The sequence below is a fragment of the Phocaeicola vulgatus ATCC 8482 genome, assembly GCF_000012825.1.
Classification (GTDB): Bacteria; Bacteroidota; Bacteroidia; order Bacteroidales; family Bacteroidaceae; genus Phocaeicola; species Phocaeicola vulgatus.
This window is the reverse complement of the sequence record NC_009614.1, coordinates 4,396,491-4,414,279: the sequence shown is the minus strand read 5'-3', so window position 1 is coordinate 4,414,279 and position 17,789 is coordinate 4,396,491. Positions and strand designations below refer to the sequence as shown.

The following is a 17,789-nucleotide window of genomic DNA, read 5'->3' as shown; positions in this document are numbered from 1 at the left end:
AATCAGCCAACTAATTCATACACAAAGTATTGCGAATTAGTTGGCTTTTTTGTATCTTTAGGTATTCCCCCGAAAATAAGATTTGACGGCCAAAACGGGGGAAATATCCAAACTAATAAGATATGGCAAAGATAGTGAATATTTCAGAAATTCACCCTACTTTGGGTTTTACAGAATTTGATATTCTGGAAAAATACCGCAAGAGTTTTAATGAGAGTGAGCTTGGCAAGCTTCATTCGGTCTTTCCGTTTGAATGTATGGCAAAAGCCGCCGGCCTGTCGGACCGGCGCCTGGGACGCAGGAACAGATTCAGTCCTTCCGCAAAGATCGCCCTTATGGTCCTGAAGGCATACACCGGATTCTCCGACAGGCAACTGGTGGAACATCTGAACGGGAACATACACTACCAGATTTTCTGTGGAATTATGATTCCCCCGTCCCTTCCCATAACCAACTTCAAGATAGTCAGTGCCATCCGTAATGAGATAGCATCCCGCCTTGACATTGATTCTTTCCAGGAGCTCCTGGCTTCACACTGGAAACCTTATCTTGATAACCTTCACGTCTGCATGACCGATGCCACATGCTATGAAAGCCACATGCGTTTTCCTACGGACATGAAACTCCTTTGGGAAAGCCTCGAATGGCTCTACAGGCATATATGCCGGCATTGCAGGGAGCTGGGCATAAGGCGTCCGCGCAACAAATACAGGAATGTGGCGGAATCCTATCTGTCCTACTGCAAGAAAAGAAAGAGGAGAGCTTCAAGGGCAAGAATGCTTAAGCGCCGTATGATCAAGCTTCTTGAAAAGCTCCTCAGTCAAAGGGATGGGATCCATAGCGAGTACGGTGCTTTACTCCGATATACCCAGGATTATCATAAGCGTCTTTCCATCATCAGAAAGGTGCTTGTACAAGAAAAGGAAATGTTTGAAGGGCGGAAAGTCAGTGACCGCATCGTCAGCATTGACCGTCATTATGTACGTCCCATCGTCAGAGGCAAGGAAACCAAGTCCGTCGAGTTCGGTGCAAAGGTCAATAATATACAGATAGACGGCATATCGTTCATCGAACACCTCTCGTTCAAGGCATTCAATGAGGGTATACGCTTGAAGGACTGTATCCGCATGCAGCAGAAGCTTATGAATGTAAGGGTAAGATGTGTGGCTGCCGATTCCATATATGCCAATAATGCCAACAGAAAGTTCTGTACAAAATATGGGATATCCACATCCTTTGTGCGCAAGGGAAGGGCGGCCAAAGATGAGCCTTTGAGGAAGGTGCTTAGAAGCGAACTCTCAAAAGAAAGGGCAACACGGCTTGAAGGAAGCTTCGGCACTCAAAAGCAACATTACTCGCTCTCAAGGATAAAGGCCAGAAACAGGAAGACGGAAATACTGTGGATTTTCTTTGGAATACATACGGCAAATGCCATACTGATAATAGAAAAAATCAGAAACAAAACAGCTAAAGCAGCATGATATGATTTTACTCACAGAATCAGAAGAGGTCATCAGACTTCTTCCGGAACGTCATGTCCTGTCGGATAGAATTATGTGAGAAAGCACGGAAAAATGACAATAAGAATGGCATATGAAATGGTCATGCCCTATCATCTTCATATGCCATCTTATTTTTTAGAGACATTTACTGAATATCCCTACTTTGTAAACTATTTTGCAGTTATTTTATTTCAATAGTTCGTTCAGTTTGGACTTGATGGCATCTCCACGGAGATTACGTGCAACAATGGTACCTTCCTGATCAACCAATACGGTAGCAGGAATTGAATTGACACCATAAAGTTTTGCACCTGCATTGTTCCAACCTTGCAGGTCAGACATTTGCGGCCATGTAATATTCAAGGCAGTGATAGCCTCTTTCCACTTGTCTGCATTCTCGTCTAAAGAAATACCTACAATTCCGAAGCCTTTATCTTTGAAAGCCTTGTATGCTTCTACAACATTGGGCATTTCTTTACGGCAAGGTCCGCACCAGCTAGCCCAAAAGTCAATCAAAGTATATTTATTTTTGCTGACGAAATCAGACAGGCTTACAGTTTTACCTTCAGGGGTCTGCATAGAGAAATCAATGTATTTCTGACCTACAGCCGTTTTCTCTGAAGTTTCAATGTGGGCTTTCAACTTGTTGATACGTTCATTAACTAATGCAGCGGGAATTTTTTCTACCAACGCTTTTTGTTTGTCGAGTTCGAATGCGCCTGCATAGGAAGGGAGAAGATATACACCGACCGGATTGGTGATATTGGCTTCAATTGTTTGATAAACCATATCCATGCCTACACTGTCTTTCTTTTCAATCTCAGCCATGATAGCTTCTACCTGTTCTTCTGTCAAGCTAGTGTCGCTTTGAGCCTTTTGGTACATTTCATTCATTTCCTTGCTTAAAGCCATGAAGCCATCTTTGAATTTTTGGTAAGCGTCGTTATTAGGAGTACCTGAAACTTTGCTTTCCTTACCTAAGGTTACATTAATATTTCCATTTTCAAGAAAAAGATCAGTAAAGTAACGCTTGTCTCCTTTCATATAAGTGATGTAGCGGTTTACAGCCGTATCTTGTTTTCCGGTGAATACGAAAGTTCCGCTTTTGACAATAGCAGAATCAAGTTTTACAAGGTTTCCTCCTGCGTATTCCTGTAAATAGATCGTGTCGCCATCAGTGATGTCTTCTACTGAACCTGTAACCTTATAGGAAGGCGAATTCTGACATGCAACGAAAGCCATACTTCCTGCAGCCAATAAATAAACTAATTTTTTCATTTTAATATGATTATAATTTGAACGCAAAGATAACTACTTAATTAATATGTTTGCGGAAAAAAGGTTTTTATTTTCAGAATGAAATAAGGAATCTATAGTTTTGCTTTGCTTTTTTTGAATTTTATGGGCACTCATTCAATTCCTTTGGTTATAATTTGTACAGGGGGCTGCCTTACTGTTACAGTTGATCGGTAATATTCTGGATCTTTCGAAAATCGAATCGGGCACATTGAAGTTTGTGTAGAGTGATGTGAATATTAATGCAATGATGTACGATTTGGAGGAATTATTTCAATTACGGAATAAAAATAATCCGGAGGTGGAGATCGGGTAGATGTTGAATCCGAGCAGGGAGAAGGTCTCATTTTTTTGTTTACAATTTCTCAAAAGCCTATCATTCACTTTGCTGGGAGAAGAGAAATAGTACGCACAATGGAAAATTATTAGTCGGATGAATAAATATTACTTTATTTATATCCTCCATTCTTGAAAAATACCGTAATTTTGCAACTCAATTACAAAATGAGTATGCAACAATCTAATTATATAATTGAGGTAAAAGGTGTTTCCAAGTTTTTTGGTGATAAAATGGTCTTGGATAACATTAATTTATATGTAAAAAAAGGTGAGTTTGTAACTGTGTTGGGGCCCTCCGGTTGCGGAAAGACAACTCTTTTACGTTTGATTGCCGGTTTTCAGACTGCTTCGGAAGGCGAGATAAAGATAGCTGGAAAAGAGATCACGCAGACACCTCCGCATAAGCGTCCGGTAAATACTGTGTTCCAGAAGTATGCTTTGTTCCCTCATTTGAATGTGTTCGATAATATTGCCTTCGGATTGAAATTGAAAAAGACCTCTAAGCAGACTATCGAGAAGAAAGTAAAGGCTGCTCTTCGTATGGTAGGGATGACGGACTATGAGTATCGGGATGTGAATTCCTTGTCAGGCGGGCAGCAACAGCGTGTAGCCATAGCCCGTGCTATTGTCAATGAGCCGGAGGTGTTGTTGCTGGATGAGCCTTTGGCTGCTTTGGACTTGAAGATGCGTAAAGATATGCAGATGGAATTAAAAGAGATGCATAAGACATTGGGCATCACTTTTATTTATGTGACGCATGACCAAGAGGAAGCTTTAACACTGAGCGACACGATTGTTGTAATGAGTGAAGGAAAAATACAGCAGATCGGAACACCGGTGGATATTTATAACGAACCCATCAATTCGTTTGTAGCTGATTTTATAGGTGAGAGCAATATTCTGAACGGAACTATGATACAGGACAAGCTTGTGCGTTTTGCAGGAGTGGAATTTGAATGTGTAGATGAAGGTTTCGGTGAAAATATGCCGGTAGATGTTGTGGTACGTCCTGAAGATTGGTATATTTTTCCGGATTCGGATGCTTCACAGATTTCAGGTATCGTAACCTCATCCATCTTTAAAGGTGTGCATTATGAAATGGTGGTCGAGGCCAATGGTTATGAATTTATTGTACAGGACTATCATCATTTTGCTGTGGGTGAGCAGGTAGGTTTGTTGATAAAACCTTTTGATATCCATATTATGAAAAAAGAACGTGTATGCAATACGTTTGAAGGAGAACTGATAGATGGAACGCATGTGGAATTTCTGGGATGTACGTTTGAGTGTCTGCCAGTGGTTGACATTGAGCCGGGAACTAAAGTAAAAGTGCAGGTAGATTTCAAGGATATCATTTTGCAGGATAATGAAGAGGATGGAACTTTAACCGGAGATGTACGTTTTATCCTATATAAGGGAGATCATTATCACCTCACTGTGTCATCGGACTGGGGTGAGGATATTTTTGTTGATACCAATGATGTATGGGACAATGGTGATCATGTAGGTATCAGCATCTTTCCTGAAAGTATAAAAATAACTCAGATTGTAGAATCATAATAAAGAAAAGAGGTGCTCAGAACGATACGATTTTTCTTGTCTTCACGTAAAAGTTGGACTATTCCTTACGTGATATTTTCGGCGGTATTTGTTATTCTTCCGCTACTTTTAATAGTGGTTTATGCATTTATGGATGATGCGGGGCATTTCACATTGGGAAATTTTGCCAAATTTTTCGCTCATCCCGAGGCAATCAACACATTTGTTTATTCTATTGGCGTGGCCATTATCACAACAGTGGTATGTATCTTATTGGGATATCCTGCTGCCTATATTCTGACACAGACGCGGATGAAATATGCATCGACAGTGGTGGTATTGTTTATTTTGCCCATGTGGGTGAATATTTTAATACGTACACTGGCTACGGTGGCCTTGTTCGATTTTATGAACGTATCTTTAGGAGAGGGGGCTTTGATATTCGGTATGGTATATAATTTTTTGCCTTTTATGATTTATCCTATTTACAACACTTTGCAGAAATTGGATAAAAGTTATGTGGAAGCGGCGCAAGATTTGGGCGCCAATCCCATGCAAGTGTTTTTCAAGGCTGTGTTGCCCCTGTCTATGCCGGGTATTGTGAGTGGTATATTAATGGTATTTATGCCTACTATCTCCACATTTGCTATTGCCGAATTATTGACAATGAATAATATTAAATTATTTGGCACTACTATCCAGGAAAATATTAATAATAGTATGTGGAATTATGGGGCGGCCTTGTCGTTGATCATGTTGTTCCTTATTGGTGCGACAACCTTGCTCGCTTCAGATGATAAGGATCATAACGAAGGAGGTGGACTATGGTAAAGAAAATTTTGTGTCAGGGGTATTTGTGGCTGCTTCTGCTATTGCTTTATGCGCCTATTTTTATCATTATGATCTATTCGTTTACCGAAGCAAAGGTGCTGGGCAACTGGACCGGGTTTTCCACCAAACTCTATTCATCCCTATTTGTTGCGGGTACACATCATTCATTGACAAATGCCTTGGTCAATACCTTGAGCATTGCCTTTATTGCAGCTACCGTATCCACCTTGCTGGGCAGTATTACGGCAATCGGCATATTCAATCTTCGTCCCCGTGCCCGTAAAGCAATCAGTTTTGTCAATAACATTCCTATTTTGAATGGAGATATTATTATTGGTATATCTCTATTCTTGCTGTTCGTATCTTTGGGTATTCCACAAGGATATACCACTGTAGTGCTTGCACATATCACATTCTGTACTCCATATGTGGTGTTAAGTGTGTTGCCGCGTTTGAAACAGATGAATCCGAATATTTATGAGGCGGCGCTTGACTTGGGGGCTACTCCTATGCAGGCACTCCGCAAGGTGATTGTTCCTGAGATTCTTCCGGGAATGATTTCAGGTTTTATGTTGGCGGTGACTTTGTCCATTGACGATTTTGCCGTGACTGTATTTACTATTGGTAATGAAGGGCTTGAAACTCTTTCCACCTATATTTATGCGGATGCACGGAAAGGAGGGTTGACCCCTGAACTTCGTCCGCTTTCTACCATTATATTCGTATTGGTGCTGGTATTGCTGGTTATCATCAATCGCCGTGCAGGCAAGAAAAAGGAGGTATAAAAAATGAGGAAAATAAATAGATGGCTGATGGTGTGTGTGTGCGCGTTATTCTCTTTAACCGGATGCTATAACACAGAGCCTCGTGAGAGTGTGCTGAAAATATATAATTGGGCCGATTACATTGATGAGGATATGTTGGCGGAATTTCCCCGGTGGTACAAAGAACAGACGGGGGAAGATATTCGGATTGTCTATCAGACTTTTGACATCAATGAAATCATGTTGACTAAGATAGAACGCGGGCATGAAGATTTTGATGTAGTTTGTCCTTCGGAGTATATCATAGAGCGCATGCTGAGGAAAGGTTTATTGCTTCCCATTGATACCGTTTTTGGAAAGACCCCCAATTATCTGCATAATGAATCTCCTTATATCCGTGAACAATTGGATAAATTGAGCTGGTCGGGGCATCGTGCTTCAGATTATGCCATCGGTTATATGTGGGGAACAGCAGGTATCCTTTTTAATACCGATCATGTTCCAGCGGAAGATGCCAGGACTTGGGCCAGTCTTTGGAATCTGAAATATGAGAACAAGATCCTGATGAAGGAAAGTTATCGTGATGCATATGGTACCGCATTGATTTATGCCAATGCCGAGGATTTGAAAAAAGGCAAGGTTACGGTAGAGGAGTTGATGAACAACTATTCGCAAGCATCCATCGATACAGTTGAAAAGTATCTGAAAGCCATGAAACCCTTGATAGCAGGTTGGGAAGCTGATTTTGGCAAGGAAATGATGACTAAAGGTAAAGCATGGCTGAACATGACCTGGAGCGGGGATGCGGTATGGGCGATAGAAGAGGCTGAAGGAGTGGGCATCCATCTGGACTATGAGGTGCCGGTGGAAGGAAGTAATGTGTGGTATGACGGATGGGTGATCCCTAAGTATGCTAGAAATAAAAAGGCTGCCAGCTATTTTATTAATTATTTATGCCGTCCCGATGTGGCTTTACGTAATATGGACGCCTGTGGTTATGTGAGTGCCGTTGCTACTCCCGAGATTTTGGAGGCAAAAATAGATACTACTTTATCTTACTTTGCAGATTTAAGCTATTTTTTCGGTCCTGCTGCCGATAGTATACAAATAGATAAGGTACAGTATCCTGACCGTACAGTGGTGGAGCGTTGTGCCATGATTCGTGATTCCGGTGACAAGACCGAATTGGTCTTGGAAATGTGGTCGCGTGTAAAGGGGGATAATTTGGGGGTAGGCGTGGTTATTGTGATTCTGGTATCTGCCGGGATTATGGTAGTATTCACCGTGTATAGAAAACTTCAGCGTTATCAGCATGAAAAGGCTCAATATCGTCGCAGGAATCATCAAAGAAAGAAATGACTTTATAAAGGAAGGAAACATTTAGTCTTGCTGATAAAACGATTTAGGGAATCCAATCTTTAGGTAGAATTAAAATAGGGACATTCATTAAATATTACAAAATCAGCCAACTAATTCATACACAAAGTATTGCGAATTAGTTGGCTTTTTTGTATCTTTAGGTATTCCCCCGAAAATAAGATTTGACGGCCAAAACGGGGGAAATATCCAAACTAATAAGATATGGCAAAGATAGTGAATATTTCAGAAATTCACCCTACTTTGGGTTTTACAGAATTTGATATTCTGGAAAAATACCGCAAGAGTTTTAATGAGAGTGAGCTTGGCAAGCTTCATTCGGTCTTTCCGTTTGAATGTATGGCAAAAGCCGCCGGCCTGTCGGACCGGCGCCTGGGACGCAGGAACAGATTCAGTCCTTCCGCAAAGATCGCCCTTATGGTCCTGAAGGCATACACCGGATTCTCCGACAGGCAACTGGTGGAACATCTGAACGGGAACATACACTACCAGATTTTCTGTGGAATTATGATTCCCCCGTCCCTTCCCATAACCAACTTCAAGATAGTCAGTGCCATCCGTAATGAGATAGCATCCCGCCTTGACATTGATTCTTTCCAGGAGCTCCTGGCTTCACACTGGAAACCTTATCTTGATAACCTTCACGTCTGCATGACCGATGCCACATGCTATGAAAGCCACATGCGTTTTCCTACGGACATGAAACTCCTTTGGGAAAGCCTCGAATGGCTCTACAGGCATATATGCCGGCATTGCAGGGAGCTGGGCATAAGGCGTCCGCGCAACAAATACAGGAATGTGGCGGAATCCTATCTGTCCTACTGCAAGAAAAGAAAGAGGAGAGCTTCAAGGGCAAGAATGCTTAAGCGCCGTATGATCAAGCTTCTTGAAAAGCTCCTCAGTCAAAGGGATGGGATCCATAGCGAGTACGGTGCTTTACTCCGATATACCCAGGATTATCATAAGCGTCTTTCCATCATCAGAAAGGTGCTTGTACAAGAAAAGGAAATGTTTGAAGGGCGGAAAGTCAGTGACCGCATCGTCAGCATTGACCGTCATTATGTACGTCCCATCGTCAGAGGCAAGGAAACCAAGTCCGTCGAGTTCGGTGCAAAGGTCAATAATATACAGATAGACGGCATATCGTTCATCGAACACCTCTCGTTCAAGGCATTCAATGAGGGTATACGCTTGAAGGACTGTATCCGCATGCAGCAGAAGCTTATGAATGTAAGGGTAAGATGTGTGGCTGCCGATTCCATATATGCCAATAATGCCAACAGAAAGTTCTGTACAAAATATGGGATATCCACATCCTTTGTGCGCAAGGGAAGGGCGGCCAAAGATGAGCCTTTGAGGAAGGTGCTTAGAAGCGAACTCTCAAAAGAAAGGGCAACACGGCTTGAAGGAAGCTTCGGCACTCAAAAGCAACATTACTCGCTCTCAAGGATAAAGGCCAGAAACAGGAAGACGGAAATACTGTGGATTTTCTTTGGAATACATACGGCAAATGCCATACTGATAATAGAAAAAATCAGAAACAAAACAGCTAAAGCAGCATGATATGATTTTACTCACAGAATCAGAAGAGGTCATCAGACTTCTTCCGGAACGTCATGTCCTGTCGGATAGAATTATGTGAGAAAGCACGGAAAAATGACAATAAGAATGGCATATGAAATGGTCATGCCCTATCATCTTCATATGCCATCTTATTTTTTAGAGACATTTACTGAATATCCCTAAAATAAAAGTCCGAACTTGGGAAAGTCCGGACTTTTATTTCTATAATCATATAAAGATTAAATGATGTATTGTGAAGAGATAGACTCATTATTCATCACGCGGCGGATTGTTTCAGCAAACATATCAGCAATGGTCAGTTGCTTCACTTTAGAGCAACGGTTAGCATAAGGAATACTATCGGTAAATACCATTTCTTCCAAGCCGGAGTTCTGAACGCGTTCGGATGCAGGACCTGACATTACACAGTGAGAAGCGATAGCGCGGACGGAAATAGCTCCCGCTTCTTTCATAATATCGGCAGCTTTGGTAATAGTACCTGCTGTATCTACCATATCGTCAATTAAGATGACATTTTTATTTTTTACATCACCGATAATTTGCATGGTGGCCACTTCATTGGCTTTCAGGCGCGTCTTGTTGCAGAGTACCAAGGGTACACCCAAATATTTGGAATAAGTGCTGGCGCGTTTTGAACCACCCACGTCCGGAGTTGCGATTACCAAGTCTTCCAGTTGCAATGATTCAATGTAAGGCAGGAATACGCCAGAAGCGTAGAGGTGGTCTACCGGTACATCAAAGAATCCTTGAATCTGATCGGCATGCAAATCCATTGTGATTAAACGGTCGATGCCTGCTACGCTCAGAAGATCGGCTACCAGTTTAGCACCGATAGAAACACGAGGTTTGTCTTTTCTGTCCTGACGTGCCCATCCAAAGTAGGGAATAACGGCTACAATGCTTTTTGCAGAGGCTCTTTTAGCTGCATCAATCATTAGCAGCAGTTCCATTAAGTTGTCAGAGTTAGGAAAGGTAGATTGAACTAGAAAAACATGTGCGCCTCTAATTGATTCTTCATAAGAAACAGCGAACTCACCATCAGCAAAATGCATGATGTTCATGTTTCCTAATTTGCAACCGAGGCTGTTGCAAATCTTTTCTGCAAGGTATCTCGAATTTGTTCCTGAGAATACCCTAAAAGGTGATGTTTTGCTCATTTTTGTAATAGATATTACCTATTTGTTAATTTGCGTGCAAAGGTACGTATTATAATTAGAAATTAAAAATAGAAATTTAAAAATAACTTCTCATTATTGTAATATGCTTGGTTTGAAGCATATTCTTCGTTTTTTTAGGCTTCTATTCTAAATTATTTTGATAAATCAGTCTGCTAAATCTCTTAATTTCCGGAAATGTTCTATCACGCACCGATAATCGCGATCGGTACACGCATCGAATTTATTCCAAAGGGCGCCCAATATGGCGGCTCCTCCGAAACCAAAGTCCTTTACCTCCAGCAAGTTTTCTTCGTCAATGCCTCCCAAAGCTATGACTTTTTTGTCAATAATGCCTGCTTTGGCGGCGGTACGGAGTTCTTCGGCGGTGTATGCCGAGTTATAATTTAGTTTGGATATGCTATTGAATACCGGACTCAGAAAGACATAATCGCAACTGGATTTGCGCTCTTTAACTTCGTCTAGCGAATGGCAAGAACAACTGACATGTCCTTTGTATCCTTCCGGCAGGTTCGGATTACGACCGTTCAGGTGAATTCCTTTCAGTTTGTATTCCTCTTTCAGATAAAAATGTCCGTGAACCACGATGCGTTTGTGATATTGTTCGGGGATAAGGGTTAGCAGACGTTCTGCAAACATGGGTGCTGTACCGGGCTTTCGCAGATGGAGTGTGTCTAGTCCCTCCTCGAAAAGAGCTGTAATTATTTTATCTTCCTCCACAAAATAAGTGGGGGGCGTTATTAGAATTAACTTCATACCTTATGACTAATTGCTAAGCAAAGATAGCAACCTATTTGTAATAATCCTAGTGGATTTATAGATTTATTTTTGATAAACCTGTAAATCAATGGGATACTTTCCCCGAAAAAGTGATTCATGCGATGGAAAAGTTTTAAATAATCTGTGTGTATCTGTATGAAATAGGCGTTTTTTATTTACTTTTGCGCTAATAAAACAAGACGAATAGATAGAATTATGAATAAAAAACAATTTCTTGCAGCCGCATTTTGTTTGATGGCACTTGCCGGATGTACGCAAAAAACGGAATTGCCTGAGAATCCTAAAGATCAAGAAGAGTACCGTGATCATCAGGGAAACAGTTGGATTTATAACGCTATGCTAATGCGTTGGGCATTAATGCCGTCTATGGCCAACGGACTTTCTACCACACATTATTATTATCCTAAATCTGATTCGTGGACAGATGCTAACGGAATGAAAGTGGATGCTCCTTCAAAAGTGAATGTGGGGGCAAAATCGTCTACAAAATCAAAATCGAGCGGAAGTGTTTTTGGGAAAACACGCCGTTCATCCGGTGTTCATAGTTAATAGGAAGCGGATATGAAAAGAATACCTGTTACGCCACGTTCAGACTACCGTGAGAAAATAGAAGCGCTGGGCTTTGATTTTCATGGTGATTATTGGCGCGAGGAAGCGTATTATCGTTTTACGGCTGAAGAAACAGCCTGTTTGGAGGAAGCAACCAATGAGGCGTACCGTCTGTATTGTGAGGCTGCTCAATTCATTATTGAAGATAACCCGGAATTTATGGAGCGTGCATTGAATATTCCGAAGGAGATTGGTGAGCGTATCCGTGCTTCTTGGGATGCGGATGAGTTAAGTCTGTATGGTCGTTTTGATTTTATATTAGCCAAGGATGGTACTCCGAAAATATTGGAGTTCAATGCTGATACACCGACTTCTTTGCTTGAAGCATCTGTTATCCAATGGCAATGGAAAGAGGATGTTTTTCCGGAATGCGACCAGTTTAATGGTATTCATGAAGGATTGGTGCAGTCATGGAAAGATATTTTCCCCAAAAAAGGAGAGATTCATTTTGCTGGTGCATTAGAGAATAATGAAGATACAGGAACGTTGCAATATCTGGCAAGTACGGCGATGGAGGCTGGGTTTTCTACCCGAGTATTGGATATGCAGGCGCTGGATTTGCAAAATGGACGATTTTTTGATCCGGCAGGTGAACTAGTGAACCGGTGCTTTAAACTTTATCCGTGGGAGTGGATGGTGGACGAAAGTCCTGACGGATGTCTAGCGGAAATGGAATGGTTGGAGCCGATATGGAAATTGGTGATGTCCAATAAGGCGATCCTTGCCACATTGTACGAGTTGTTTCCGGATTCTCCTTATGTGCTTCCTTGTTATTTGTCGCGCCCTCGGTCGGGATTGTTTTGTAAAAAACCGGTCTTCTCTCGTGAAGGTCATAATGTAAGCGTTGTTGATATCCGGGATTGGGAGGAATATGTACGTATAGCTGAAACGGAGGGTGATTATAACACTGGAGCTTATGTATATCAGGAGTATGTGGAACCGACAGCGTACAGTGGCAGATATCCAGTTATTGGTTCTTGGATTATAGGAGGAGAAGCTGCGGGCATCGGTATTCGCGAAAATCGTATGGAGGTTACAGATAACTTGTCCGAGTTTGTACCACATATTATAGGATAAAGTCAAACTATCCATGTGCCGGTCGATGCCGGACGACGGATGTCGTCATGCCTCGACTGTTGGCACATAATTGAGGAATTAATGTCTTTTGAATAGGGTCGGTTCGATTCCTCTAGAAGGAAATGAGATGGGTTTCCATCGTTTTTACGTTAATCGTCCATAATTTGCCGCTTAACACTTCGCCATATTCACCTATAATCTTCAACACTTCAGCAGCTTCGGCACAACCTATTATGCCGGGGGTTACACCTAATACTCCTTTGGGCGGATGGGGCATGGATAGCATTTCTGTTTCGTCGGGGAAAAAGTGGCGGTAATCGGGGCCTCCTTGGTAATTGAAAACGGATACTTGACCTTCGAAGGCACGGATGGCACCATATACATAAACTTTTCCCCATTTCACACAGATATCATTGATAAGATAGCGGGTAGCGAAATTATCACATCCATCTATAATGATGTCGTAGGTACGGATAATTTCATCCGCATTCTCTTTAGTCAGTCTTGTGGGATAGGCATTGATTTGTACATCATGGTTCAGGGCTTCAAGACGTTTCTTGGCTTGGATAGCTTTGGGCATGCCTACCTCGGCTTCACTATAAAGTACTTGACGTTGCAAGTTGCTGACACTTACCACATCATCGTCTATTAATCCGATGGTACCTACTCCGGCTCCTGTCAGGTACAAGGCAACAGGAGATCCCAGACCACCTACACCGACAATAAGCACTTTGGCCTGCTGAAGCCGTTGTTGTCCTTTTTCTCCCAATTCAGGGAGAATAATTTGACGGTTATATCTTTCCACTTTGTTTGTTGTTAATTTGAAAAAAAGGAGCTTTGTATCATTTATACAGCCCCATTCCTTTAAAAATATGGGTAAAATCTATCGTATTGGCGTGAACTTGTCAAAAGAAACATCCCAGTCTTTCCATACTGGCTCCCTTCCTAATGATTTCAGTGCGTGTTCTACTTCTACGGCTGTACGCTCATCACTTACATGGAATTGTTCCAAAGCTTGCGGATAGGTATAGTATCCCCCCGGTTCAGTTTTGCTTTCAGCACTCATGGTAGTCACTCCTAGCCCTGCCATGTTGTCGCGGATTTGTGCCGGTTCACGAGTGGAGTAGGAGATATCTACATCGTGATCGAAAATACGCATGGCAAAAGTGAGCTGTGCCAACTCACGATCATTCATGATGACATTCGGCTGGAAACCACCGTTTTCTGCCGGACGCATACGGGGGAAGTTGACACTGTATTTGGTTTTCCAATACTTTTTCTGAAGATAGCGTAAGTGATAAGCCATCATGGTCACATCGGTGCGCCATTCTTCCAGTCCGATAAGTACTCCCATGCCAATGGAGTGGACTCCTGCCTGACCCATGCGGTCGAAGCCGTTTACCCGCCACTCGAATTTGGATTTCATCCCGCGTGGGTGATATATATTATAACGGGCTTTGTTATAAGTTTCCTGAAAGCAAATGACTCCATTCAGTCCGTGTTCTTTCAGTTCGGCATATTCTTCGGCTTTGAGGGGCATTACCTCTATCTTCAGATTGCTGAAATATTTTTTGGCGATGTCCAAAGCTTTAGCCAGATAAGGGACTCCGGCTTTTGCCGGATTCTCTCCGGTCACCAGTAACAGGTTCTCAAAAGGCCCCAGTTTCTTGATGGCTTTGTATTCATCTTCAATCTGTTCGGGGGTGAGGATGGTACGTGCCATCGGGTTGCTGATATGGAAACCACAATACACACAAGAATTGGTGCAGGAGTTGGTGATATACAGCGGTATAAACATGGAGATGGTTTTGCCGAAACGTTCTTCGGTATATTTTTTGCTTAGTTGCGCCATCGGCTCCAGGTATTTTGCTGCTGCGGGGGAGATGAGCGCCATAAAGTCGTCCACATCGCAATGTTCCTTGCCAAGAGCGCGGAGCACATCACTTTCGGTCTTGGAGTAGATGGTTTTGGTGGTTTCTTCCCAATCTATTTTTTCAAGTTCTTCTGAAAACATAATTTTTTTTGTTATAGTTCTATAAGATGATTTCGCTTCTATAAGAGCCTATTTAAACTTTTTCGGCATTTAAACAGGTTTCAAGCTATAAGTTTCTTATTATTTTTCTACATTTCTTTTTGTCGCTTTCCGTCAGCTCGGGATGTTGCTTCGTTCCTCCCTTCTGGATAACGGCCTTTGATAGAGAATCCGCTCCACTTCAGAATTTCGCGCAACGCTTTTACTACACCGCGTGTCTGGTTAAACCAGATATTGAACGGCCATGGGGTGGAGCAGGTGCTTACGATGACTGCTTTCTTGCCTTTATGCAACGCTTGGGGGATCCCTTTCGGACTTTCTCCCATCATGCCGTACACGATGCGGTCGAACACTACTTTCAGATGTCCGTTCATGTTTCCCCAATAGCAGGGTGATCCGACAATCAGCACGTCTGCCCATTGTATCTTTTGAAGCGTGCGCTGCGCATCGTCTTCGGGTAGGACACAGGCCTGCCGGCTGCGGCAAGCCATGCATCCTGTACAGGGGCGTACCTGCAATTTATGGATGGATATTGCTTCCACTTCGGCGCCACGTATGCGAGCTTCTTCGGCCATGATGTCCAGCATTCGGCTGATAAGTCCTTGGCAACGAGGACTTCCGTTGAGTATCAATATCTTCATTACCTTATTTTTTTTAGGATGTTGTTGCGGACACATTGCACTGCAACCGTATAGTATTCCGGTTCCATATTTTCCAGATATGCTTTCAGCTCTCCTGTCAGTTCCGGTTCTTCCAGGCAGATGTCGTAGGCAAGTTTCATGCAGACGGCTTGTCCGGATGCGCTTTCGGCAGAAGATAGCATACCTTGAAGGCAGAAATCGAAGAAAGCTGCGTTGACAGGCTTCGGGACAGGAAGATGATGAAGGATATTCAGTAGCAGGCGTCTTGTTCCATCGTGGGGGCATTGCATGGCCCGTAACATCAGTTCCTCCCTTTTATCCATCAATAGGGAAGGAAGGAGGAAACTCAGTTTTTCACAAGCCCAAGTGGCACGCCAGGCTATCCTTGTTTCTTCATGCTGCGTTAGAGTATAAAGAGCATCAAAGCGGTCGGGGGAGCTGGCCACTTGATCTACTATGTTGTCTATGTGTTTTCTTCCTAAAGTTCCTTCAAGTGCTTTCTTGAAATCTTCCATAGTTTTTACAAAGTCAGTTGTTTAATTACCCACGTTCTTCAAGTCGCGGCTCAGTTTCATAGCGCAGAAGTTGGGTCCGCACATGGTACAGTACTCACCGTCCGTATGGCGGCCTTCATTGAAGTATTCCAAAGCGCGGTCGGGATCCAGACTCAGATGGAACTGGTCGCGCCAACGGAATTCATAACGTGCCTTGCTTAAAGCATTGTCGCGGATCTGTGCGCCCGGATGCCCTTTCGCTAGATCGGCAGCATGGGCAGCAATCTTGTAAGTGATGACACCTATGCGTACATCTTCTTTGTTGGGCAATCCCAGATGTTCTTTCGGGGTGACATAACATAGCATGGCAGTGCCTAACCAGCCGATTTGTGCGGCACCGATGGCCGAAGTGATATGGTCATATCCCGGAGCGATGTCCGTTACCAGCGGACCGAGGGTGTAGAACGGTGCGTTGTGACAGTGAGAGATCTGGCGTTCCATGTTTTCTTTGATTTTATGCAAAGGTACATGCCCCGGTCCTTCAATGAATGCCTGTACGTTTTTGTTCCATGCTCGGAGTACAAGTTCACCCATGGTATCCAGTTCGGCAAACTGTGCCTCGTCATTAGCGTCAGCGATACAGCCCGGACGAAGTCCGTCACCCAAGGATACGGCTACATCGTATTGTGCCAGAATATCACAGATGTCATCAAAATGCTCATATAAGAAACTTTCCTTGTCATGTACCAGACACCACTTGCTCATGATGCTGCCTCCGCGGCTTACGATGCCACACAGACGTTTGTCGGCCAGATGTACATTCTGGCGGCGTATTCCGGCATGGATGGTAAAGTAGTCCACTCCTTGTTCGCATTGTTCGATTAATGTATCTTTATAAATCTCCCAATTCAGATTCTCTACTTTACCGTTTACTTTCTCTAATGCCTGATAAATAGGTACGGTACCTACGGGGACAGGACAGTTGCGGACAATCCATTCGCGTGTTTCGTGAATGTTATCGCCGGTCGAGAGATCCATCAGGGTATCACCTCCCCATTTGCAGCTCCACACGGCTTTTTCCACCTCTTCGTCAATGGAGGAAGTGGTGGCGGAGTTTCCGATGTTCGTGTTGATCTTCACTAAAAAGTTCCTGCCGATAATCATAGGCTCGCTTTCGGGGTGGTTGATATTGGCGGGAAGTACGGCACGCCCTGCGGCTATTTCATCACGCACGAATTCAGGGGTGATAAAGGTGTCGATGCCCAGTTCCCGGCAATTCATGTTTTCACGGATGGCTACATATTCCATTTCCGGTGTAACTATGCCGGCTTTGGCGTATGCCATTTGTGTGATGGCCTTTCCGGCTTTGGCACGATAGGGCAGGGCGATGTGTTCAAAGCGCAGGTGGTCCAGACTTTTATCGTCACGGCGCATCTTTCCGTATTCTGAGGTAATGGAGGGCAGTTTTTCCACGTCTCCCCGTCCAATAATCCAGCTTTCGCGCATACGGGGAAGTCCTTTTTTCAGATCGATTTCCATATTGGGATCACTGAACGGACCACTGGTGTCATAAATATAAACAGGAGCATTGGGCGTTGTTACCTTTTCACCGTTCACTATGTTTACAGTAGGAGTCAGGTTTACTTTCTGCATTCCTACTTTGATGTATGGGAACAGGGTTCCTTGCATATATGCCTTTTCTGCATGAGCGTATGCTTTTTTATCTTGCTTTTTGTCTATCATATTTCT

General features: G+C 43.1%; 15 protein-coding genes and 1 pseudogene. 8 read left to right on the top strand and 8 right to left on the bottom strand.

Annotated elements, in window-relative coordinates:
- The first annotated feature begins 122 nt into the window (after positions 1-122).
- Complete coding sequence (locus BVU_RS17865; RefSeq protein WP_012055760.1) at positions 123-1,481, top strand: transposase; 1,359 nt, start codon at positions 123-125, stop codon at positions 1,479-1,481.
- 207 nt (positions 1,482-1,688) lie between these two features.
- On the opposite strand, the gene BVU_RS17860 is transcribed toward BVU_RS17865, so the two are convergent.
- The gene (locus tag BVU_RS17860; protein ID WP_008781589.1) at positions 1,689-2,780 is read right to left on the bottom strand and encodes a TlpA disulfide reductase family protein; all 1,092 of its coding nucleotides are present in this window, start codon (positions 2,778-2,780) and stop codon (positions 1,689-1,691) included.
- 528 nt (positions 2,781-3,308) lie between these two features.
- On the opposite strand from BVU_RS17860, the gene potA reads away from it, so the two are divergent.
- The 5 genes from potA (at position 3,309) to BVU_RS17835 (ending at position 9,211) form a co-directional block, all read left to right on the top strand.
- Positions 3,309-4,697, top strand: coding sequence for a polyamine ABC transporter ATP-binding protein (gene potA / locus BVU_RS17855; protein WP_012055762.1), 1,389 nt, complete (start codon positions 3,309-3,311; stop codon positions 4,695-4,697).
- Between the two features lie 12 nt (positions 4,698-4,709).
- A complete protein-coding gene (locus BVU_RS17850; protein WP_005839541.1) occupies positions 4,710-5,507 on the top strand; it encodes an ABC transporter permease in 798 nt (265 codons plus the stop codon).
- Positions 5,501-6,292 carry an ABC transporter permease gene (locus BVU_RS17845; RefSeq protein ID WP_005839542.1) on the top strand — a complete coding sequence of 264 codons (792 nt, stop codon included), beginning with the start codon at positions 5,501-5,503 and terminating at the stop codon, positions 6,290-6,292. The genes BVU_RS17850 and BVU_RS17845 overlap by 7 nt, the downstream gene beginning before the upstream one ends.
- A gap of 3 nt (positions 6,293-6,295) precedes the next feature.
- Positions 6,296-7,630, top strand: a complete 1,335-nt coding sequence (locus BVU_RS17840) for an ABC transporter substrate-binding protein (RefSeq protein ID WP_012055761.1) — start codon at positions 6,296-6,298, stop codon at positions 7,628-7,630.
- A 222-nt stretch (positions 7,631-7,852) separates the two neighbouring features.
- Positions 7,853-9,211, top strand: coding sequence for a transposase (locus BVU_RS17835; protein WP_012055760.1), 1,359 nt, complete (start codon positions 7,853-7,855; stop codon positions 9,209-9,211).
- Between the two features lie 239 nt (positions 9,212-9,450).
- Here BVU_RS17835 and BVU_RS17830 read toward each other — a convergent pair whose 3' ends face one another.
- Positions 9,451-10,389: a ribose-phosphate pyrophosphokinase gene (locus BVU_RS17830; RefSeq protein ID WP_005845942.1), complete on the bottom strand. Its 939-nt coding sequence runs from the start codon at positions 10,387-10,389 to the stop codon at positions 9,451-9,453.
- A gap of 165 nt (positions 10,390-10,554) precedes the next feature.
- A complete protein-coding gene (locus tag BVU_RS17825; protein WP_005845944.1) occupies positions 10,555-11,163 on the bottom strand; it encodes a thiamine phosphate synthase in 609 nt (202 codons plus the stop codon).
- 219 nt (positions 11,164-11,382) lie between these two features.
- Between BVU_RS17825 and BVU_RS17820 the strand changes: the two genes are divergently transcribed.
- Entirely contained in the window at positions 11,383-11,736 is a 354-nt protein-coding gene (locus tag BVU_RS17820; protein ID WP_005845946.1) for a hypothetical protein, read from the top strand.
- A gap of 12 nt (positions 11,737-11,748) precedes the next feature.
- Positions 11,749-12,873, top strand: a complete 1,125-nt coding sequence (locus tag BVU_RS17815) for a glutathionylspermidine synthase family protein (RefSeq protein ID WP_008781587.1) — start codon at positions 11,749-11,751, stop codon at positions 12,871-12,873.
- Positions 12,874-12,985: 112 nt separating this feature from the next.
- On the opposite strand, the gene BVU_RS17810 is transcribed toward BVU_RS17815, so the two are convergent.
- The 5 genes and pseudogenes from BVU_RS17810 to thiC form a co-directional block, all read right to left on the bottom strand.
- On the bottom strand, positions 12,986-13,678 hold the full coding sequence (locus BVU_RS17810; RefSeq protein ID WP_005845950.1) for a HesA/MoeB/ThiF family protein: 693 nt from the start codon (positions 13,676-13,678) through the stop codon (positions 12,986-12,988).
- Between the two features lie 78 nt (positions 13,679-13,756).
- On the bottom strand, positions 13,757-14,887 hold the full coding sequence (gene thiH, locus BVU_RS17805) for a 2-iminoacetate synthase ThiH (RefSeq protein WP_005845953.1): 1,131 nt from the start codon (positions 14,885-14,887) through the stop codon (positions 13,757-13,759).
- 85 nt (positions 14,888-14,972) lie between these two features.
- Positions 14,973-15,546 (bottom strand): annotated as a pseudogene (locus BVU_RS17800) (flavodoxin family protein).
- Complete coding sequence (locus tag BVU_RS17795) at positions 15,546-16,061, bottom strand: hypothetical protein (RefSeq protein ID WP_005845957.1); 516 nt, start codon at positions 16,059-16,061, stop codon at positions 15,546-15,548. The pseudogene BVU_RS17800 and the gene BVU_RS17795 overlap by 1 nt, the downstream one beginning before the upstream one ends.
- A 21-nt stretch (positions 16,062-16,082) precedes the next feature.
- Positions 16,083-17,783 (bottom strand): phosphomethylpyrimidine synthase ThiC, encoded by a 1,701-nt coding sequence (gene thiC, locus BVU_RS17790; RefSeq protein ID WP_005852754.1) that lies wholly within the window; start codon positions 17,781-17,783, stop codon positions 16,083-16,085.
- Positions 17,784-17,789: the final 6 nt, after the last annotated feature.

Excerpts from the sequence above, each read along its gene's own strand:
- BVU_RS17865 (WP_012055760.1), top strand. The coding sequence starts at position 123 with ATGGCAAAGATAGTGAATATTTCAGAAATTCACCCTACTTTGGGTTTT.
- BVU_RS17825 (WP_005845944.1), bottom strand. The coding sequence starts at position 11,163 with ATGAAGTTAATTCTAATAACGCCCCCCACTTATTTTGTGGAGGAAGAT.
- BVU_RS17845 (WP_005839542.1), top strand. The coding sequence starts at position 5,501 with ATGGTAAAGAAAATTTTGTGTCAGGGGTATTTGTGGCTGCTTCTGCTA.
- BVU_RS17860 (WP_008781589.1), bottom strand. The coding sequence starts at position 2,780 with ATGAAAAAATTAGTTTATTTATTGGCTGCAGGAAGTATGGCTTTCGTT.
- BVU_RS17815 (WP_008781587.1), top strand. The coding sequence starts at position 11,749 with ATGAAAAGAATACCTGTTACGCCACGTTCAGACTACCGTGAGAAAATA.
- BVU_RS17840 (WP_012055761.1), top strand. The coding sequence starts at position 6,296 with ATGAGGAAAATAAATAGATGGCTGATGGTGTGTGTGTGCGCGTTATTC.
- BVU_RS17795 (WP_005845957.1), bottom strand. The coding sequence starts at position 16,061 with ATGGAAGATTTCAAGAAAGCACTTGAAGGAACTTTAGGAAGAAAACAC.
- BVU_RS17820 (WP_005845946.1), top strand. The coding sequence starts at position 11,383 with ATGAATAAAAAACAATTTCTTGCAGCCGCATTTTGTTTGATGGCACTT.
- thiH (WP_005845953.1), bottom strand. The coding sequence starts at position 14,887 with ATGTTTTCAGAAGAACTTGAAAAAATAGATTGGGAAGAAACCACCAAA.
- BVU_RS17830 (WP_005845942.1), bottom strand. The coding sequence starts at position 10,389 with ATGAGCAAAACATCACCTTTTAGGGTATTCTCAGGAACAAATTCGAGA.
- BVU_RS17835 (WP_012055760.1), top strand. The coding sequence starts at position 7,853 with ATGGCAAAGATAGTGAATATTTCAGAAATTCACCCTACTTTGGGTTTT.
- potA (WP_012055762.1), top strand. The coding sequence starts at position 3,309 with ATGCAACAATCTAATTATATAATTGAGGTAAAAGGTGTTTCCAAGTTT.
- thiC (WP_005852754.1), bottom strand. The coding sequence starts at position 17,783 with ATGATAGACAAAAAGCAAGATAAAAAAGCATACGCTCATGCAGAAAAG.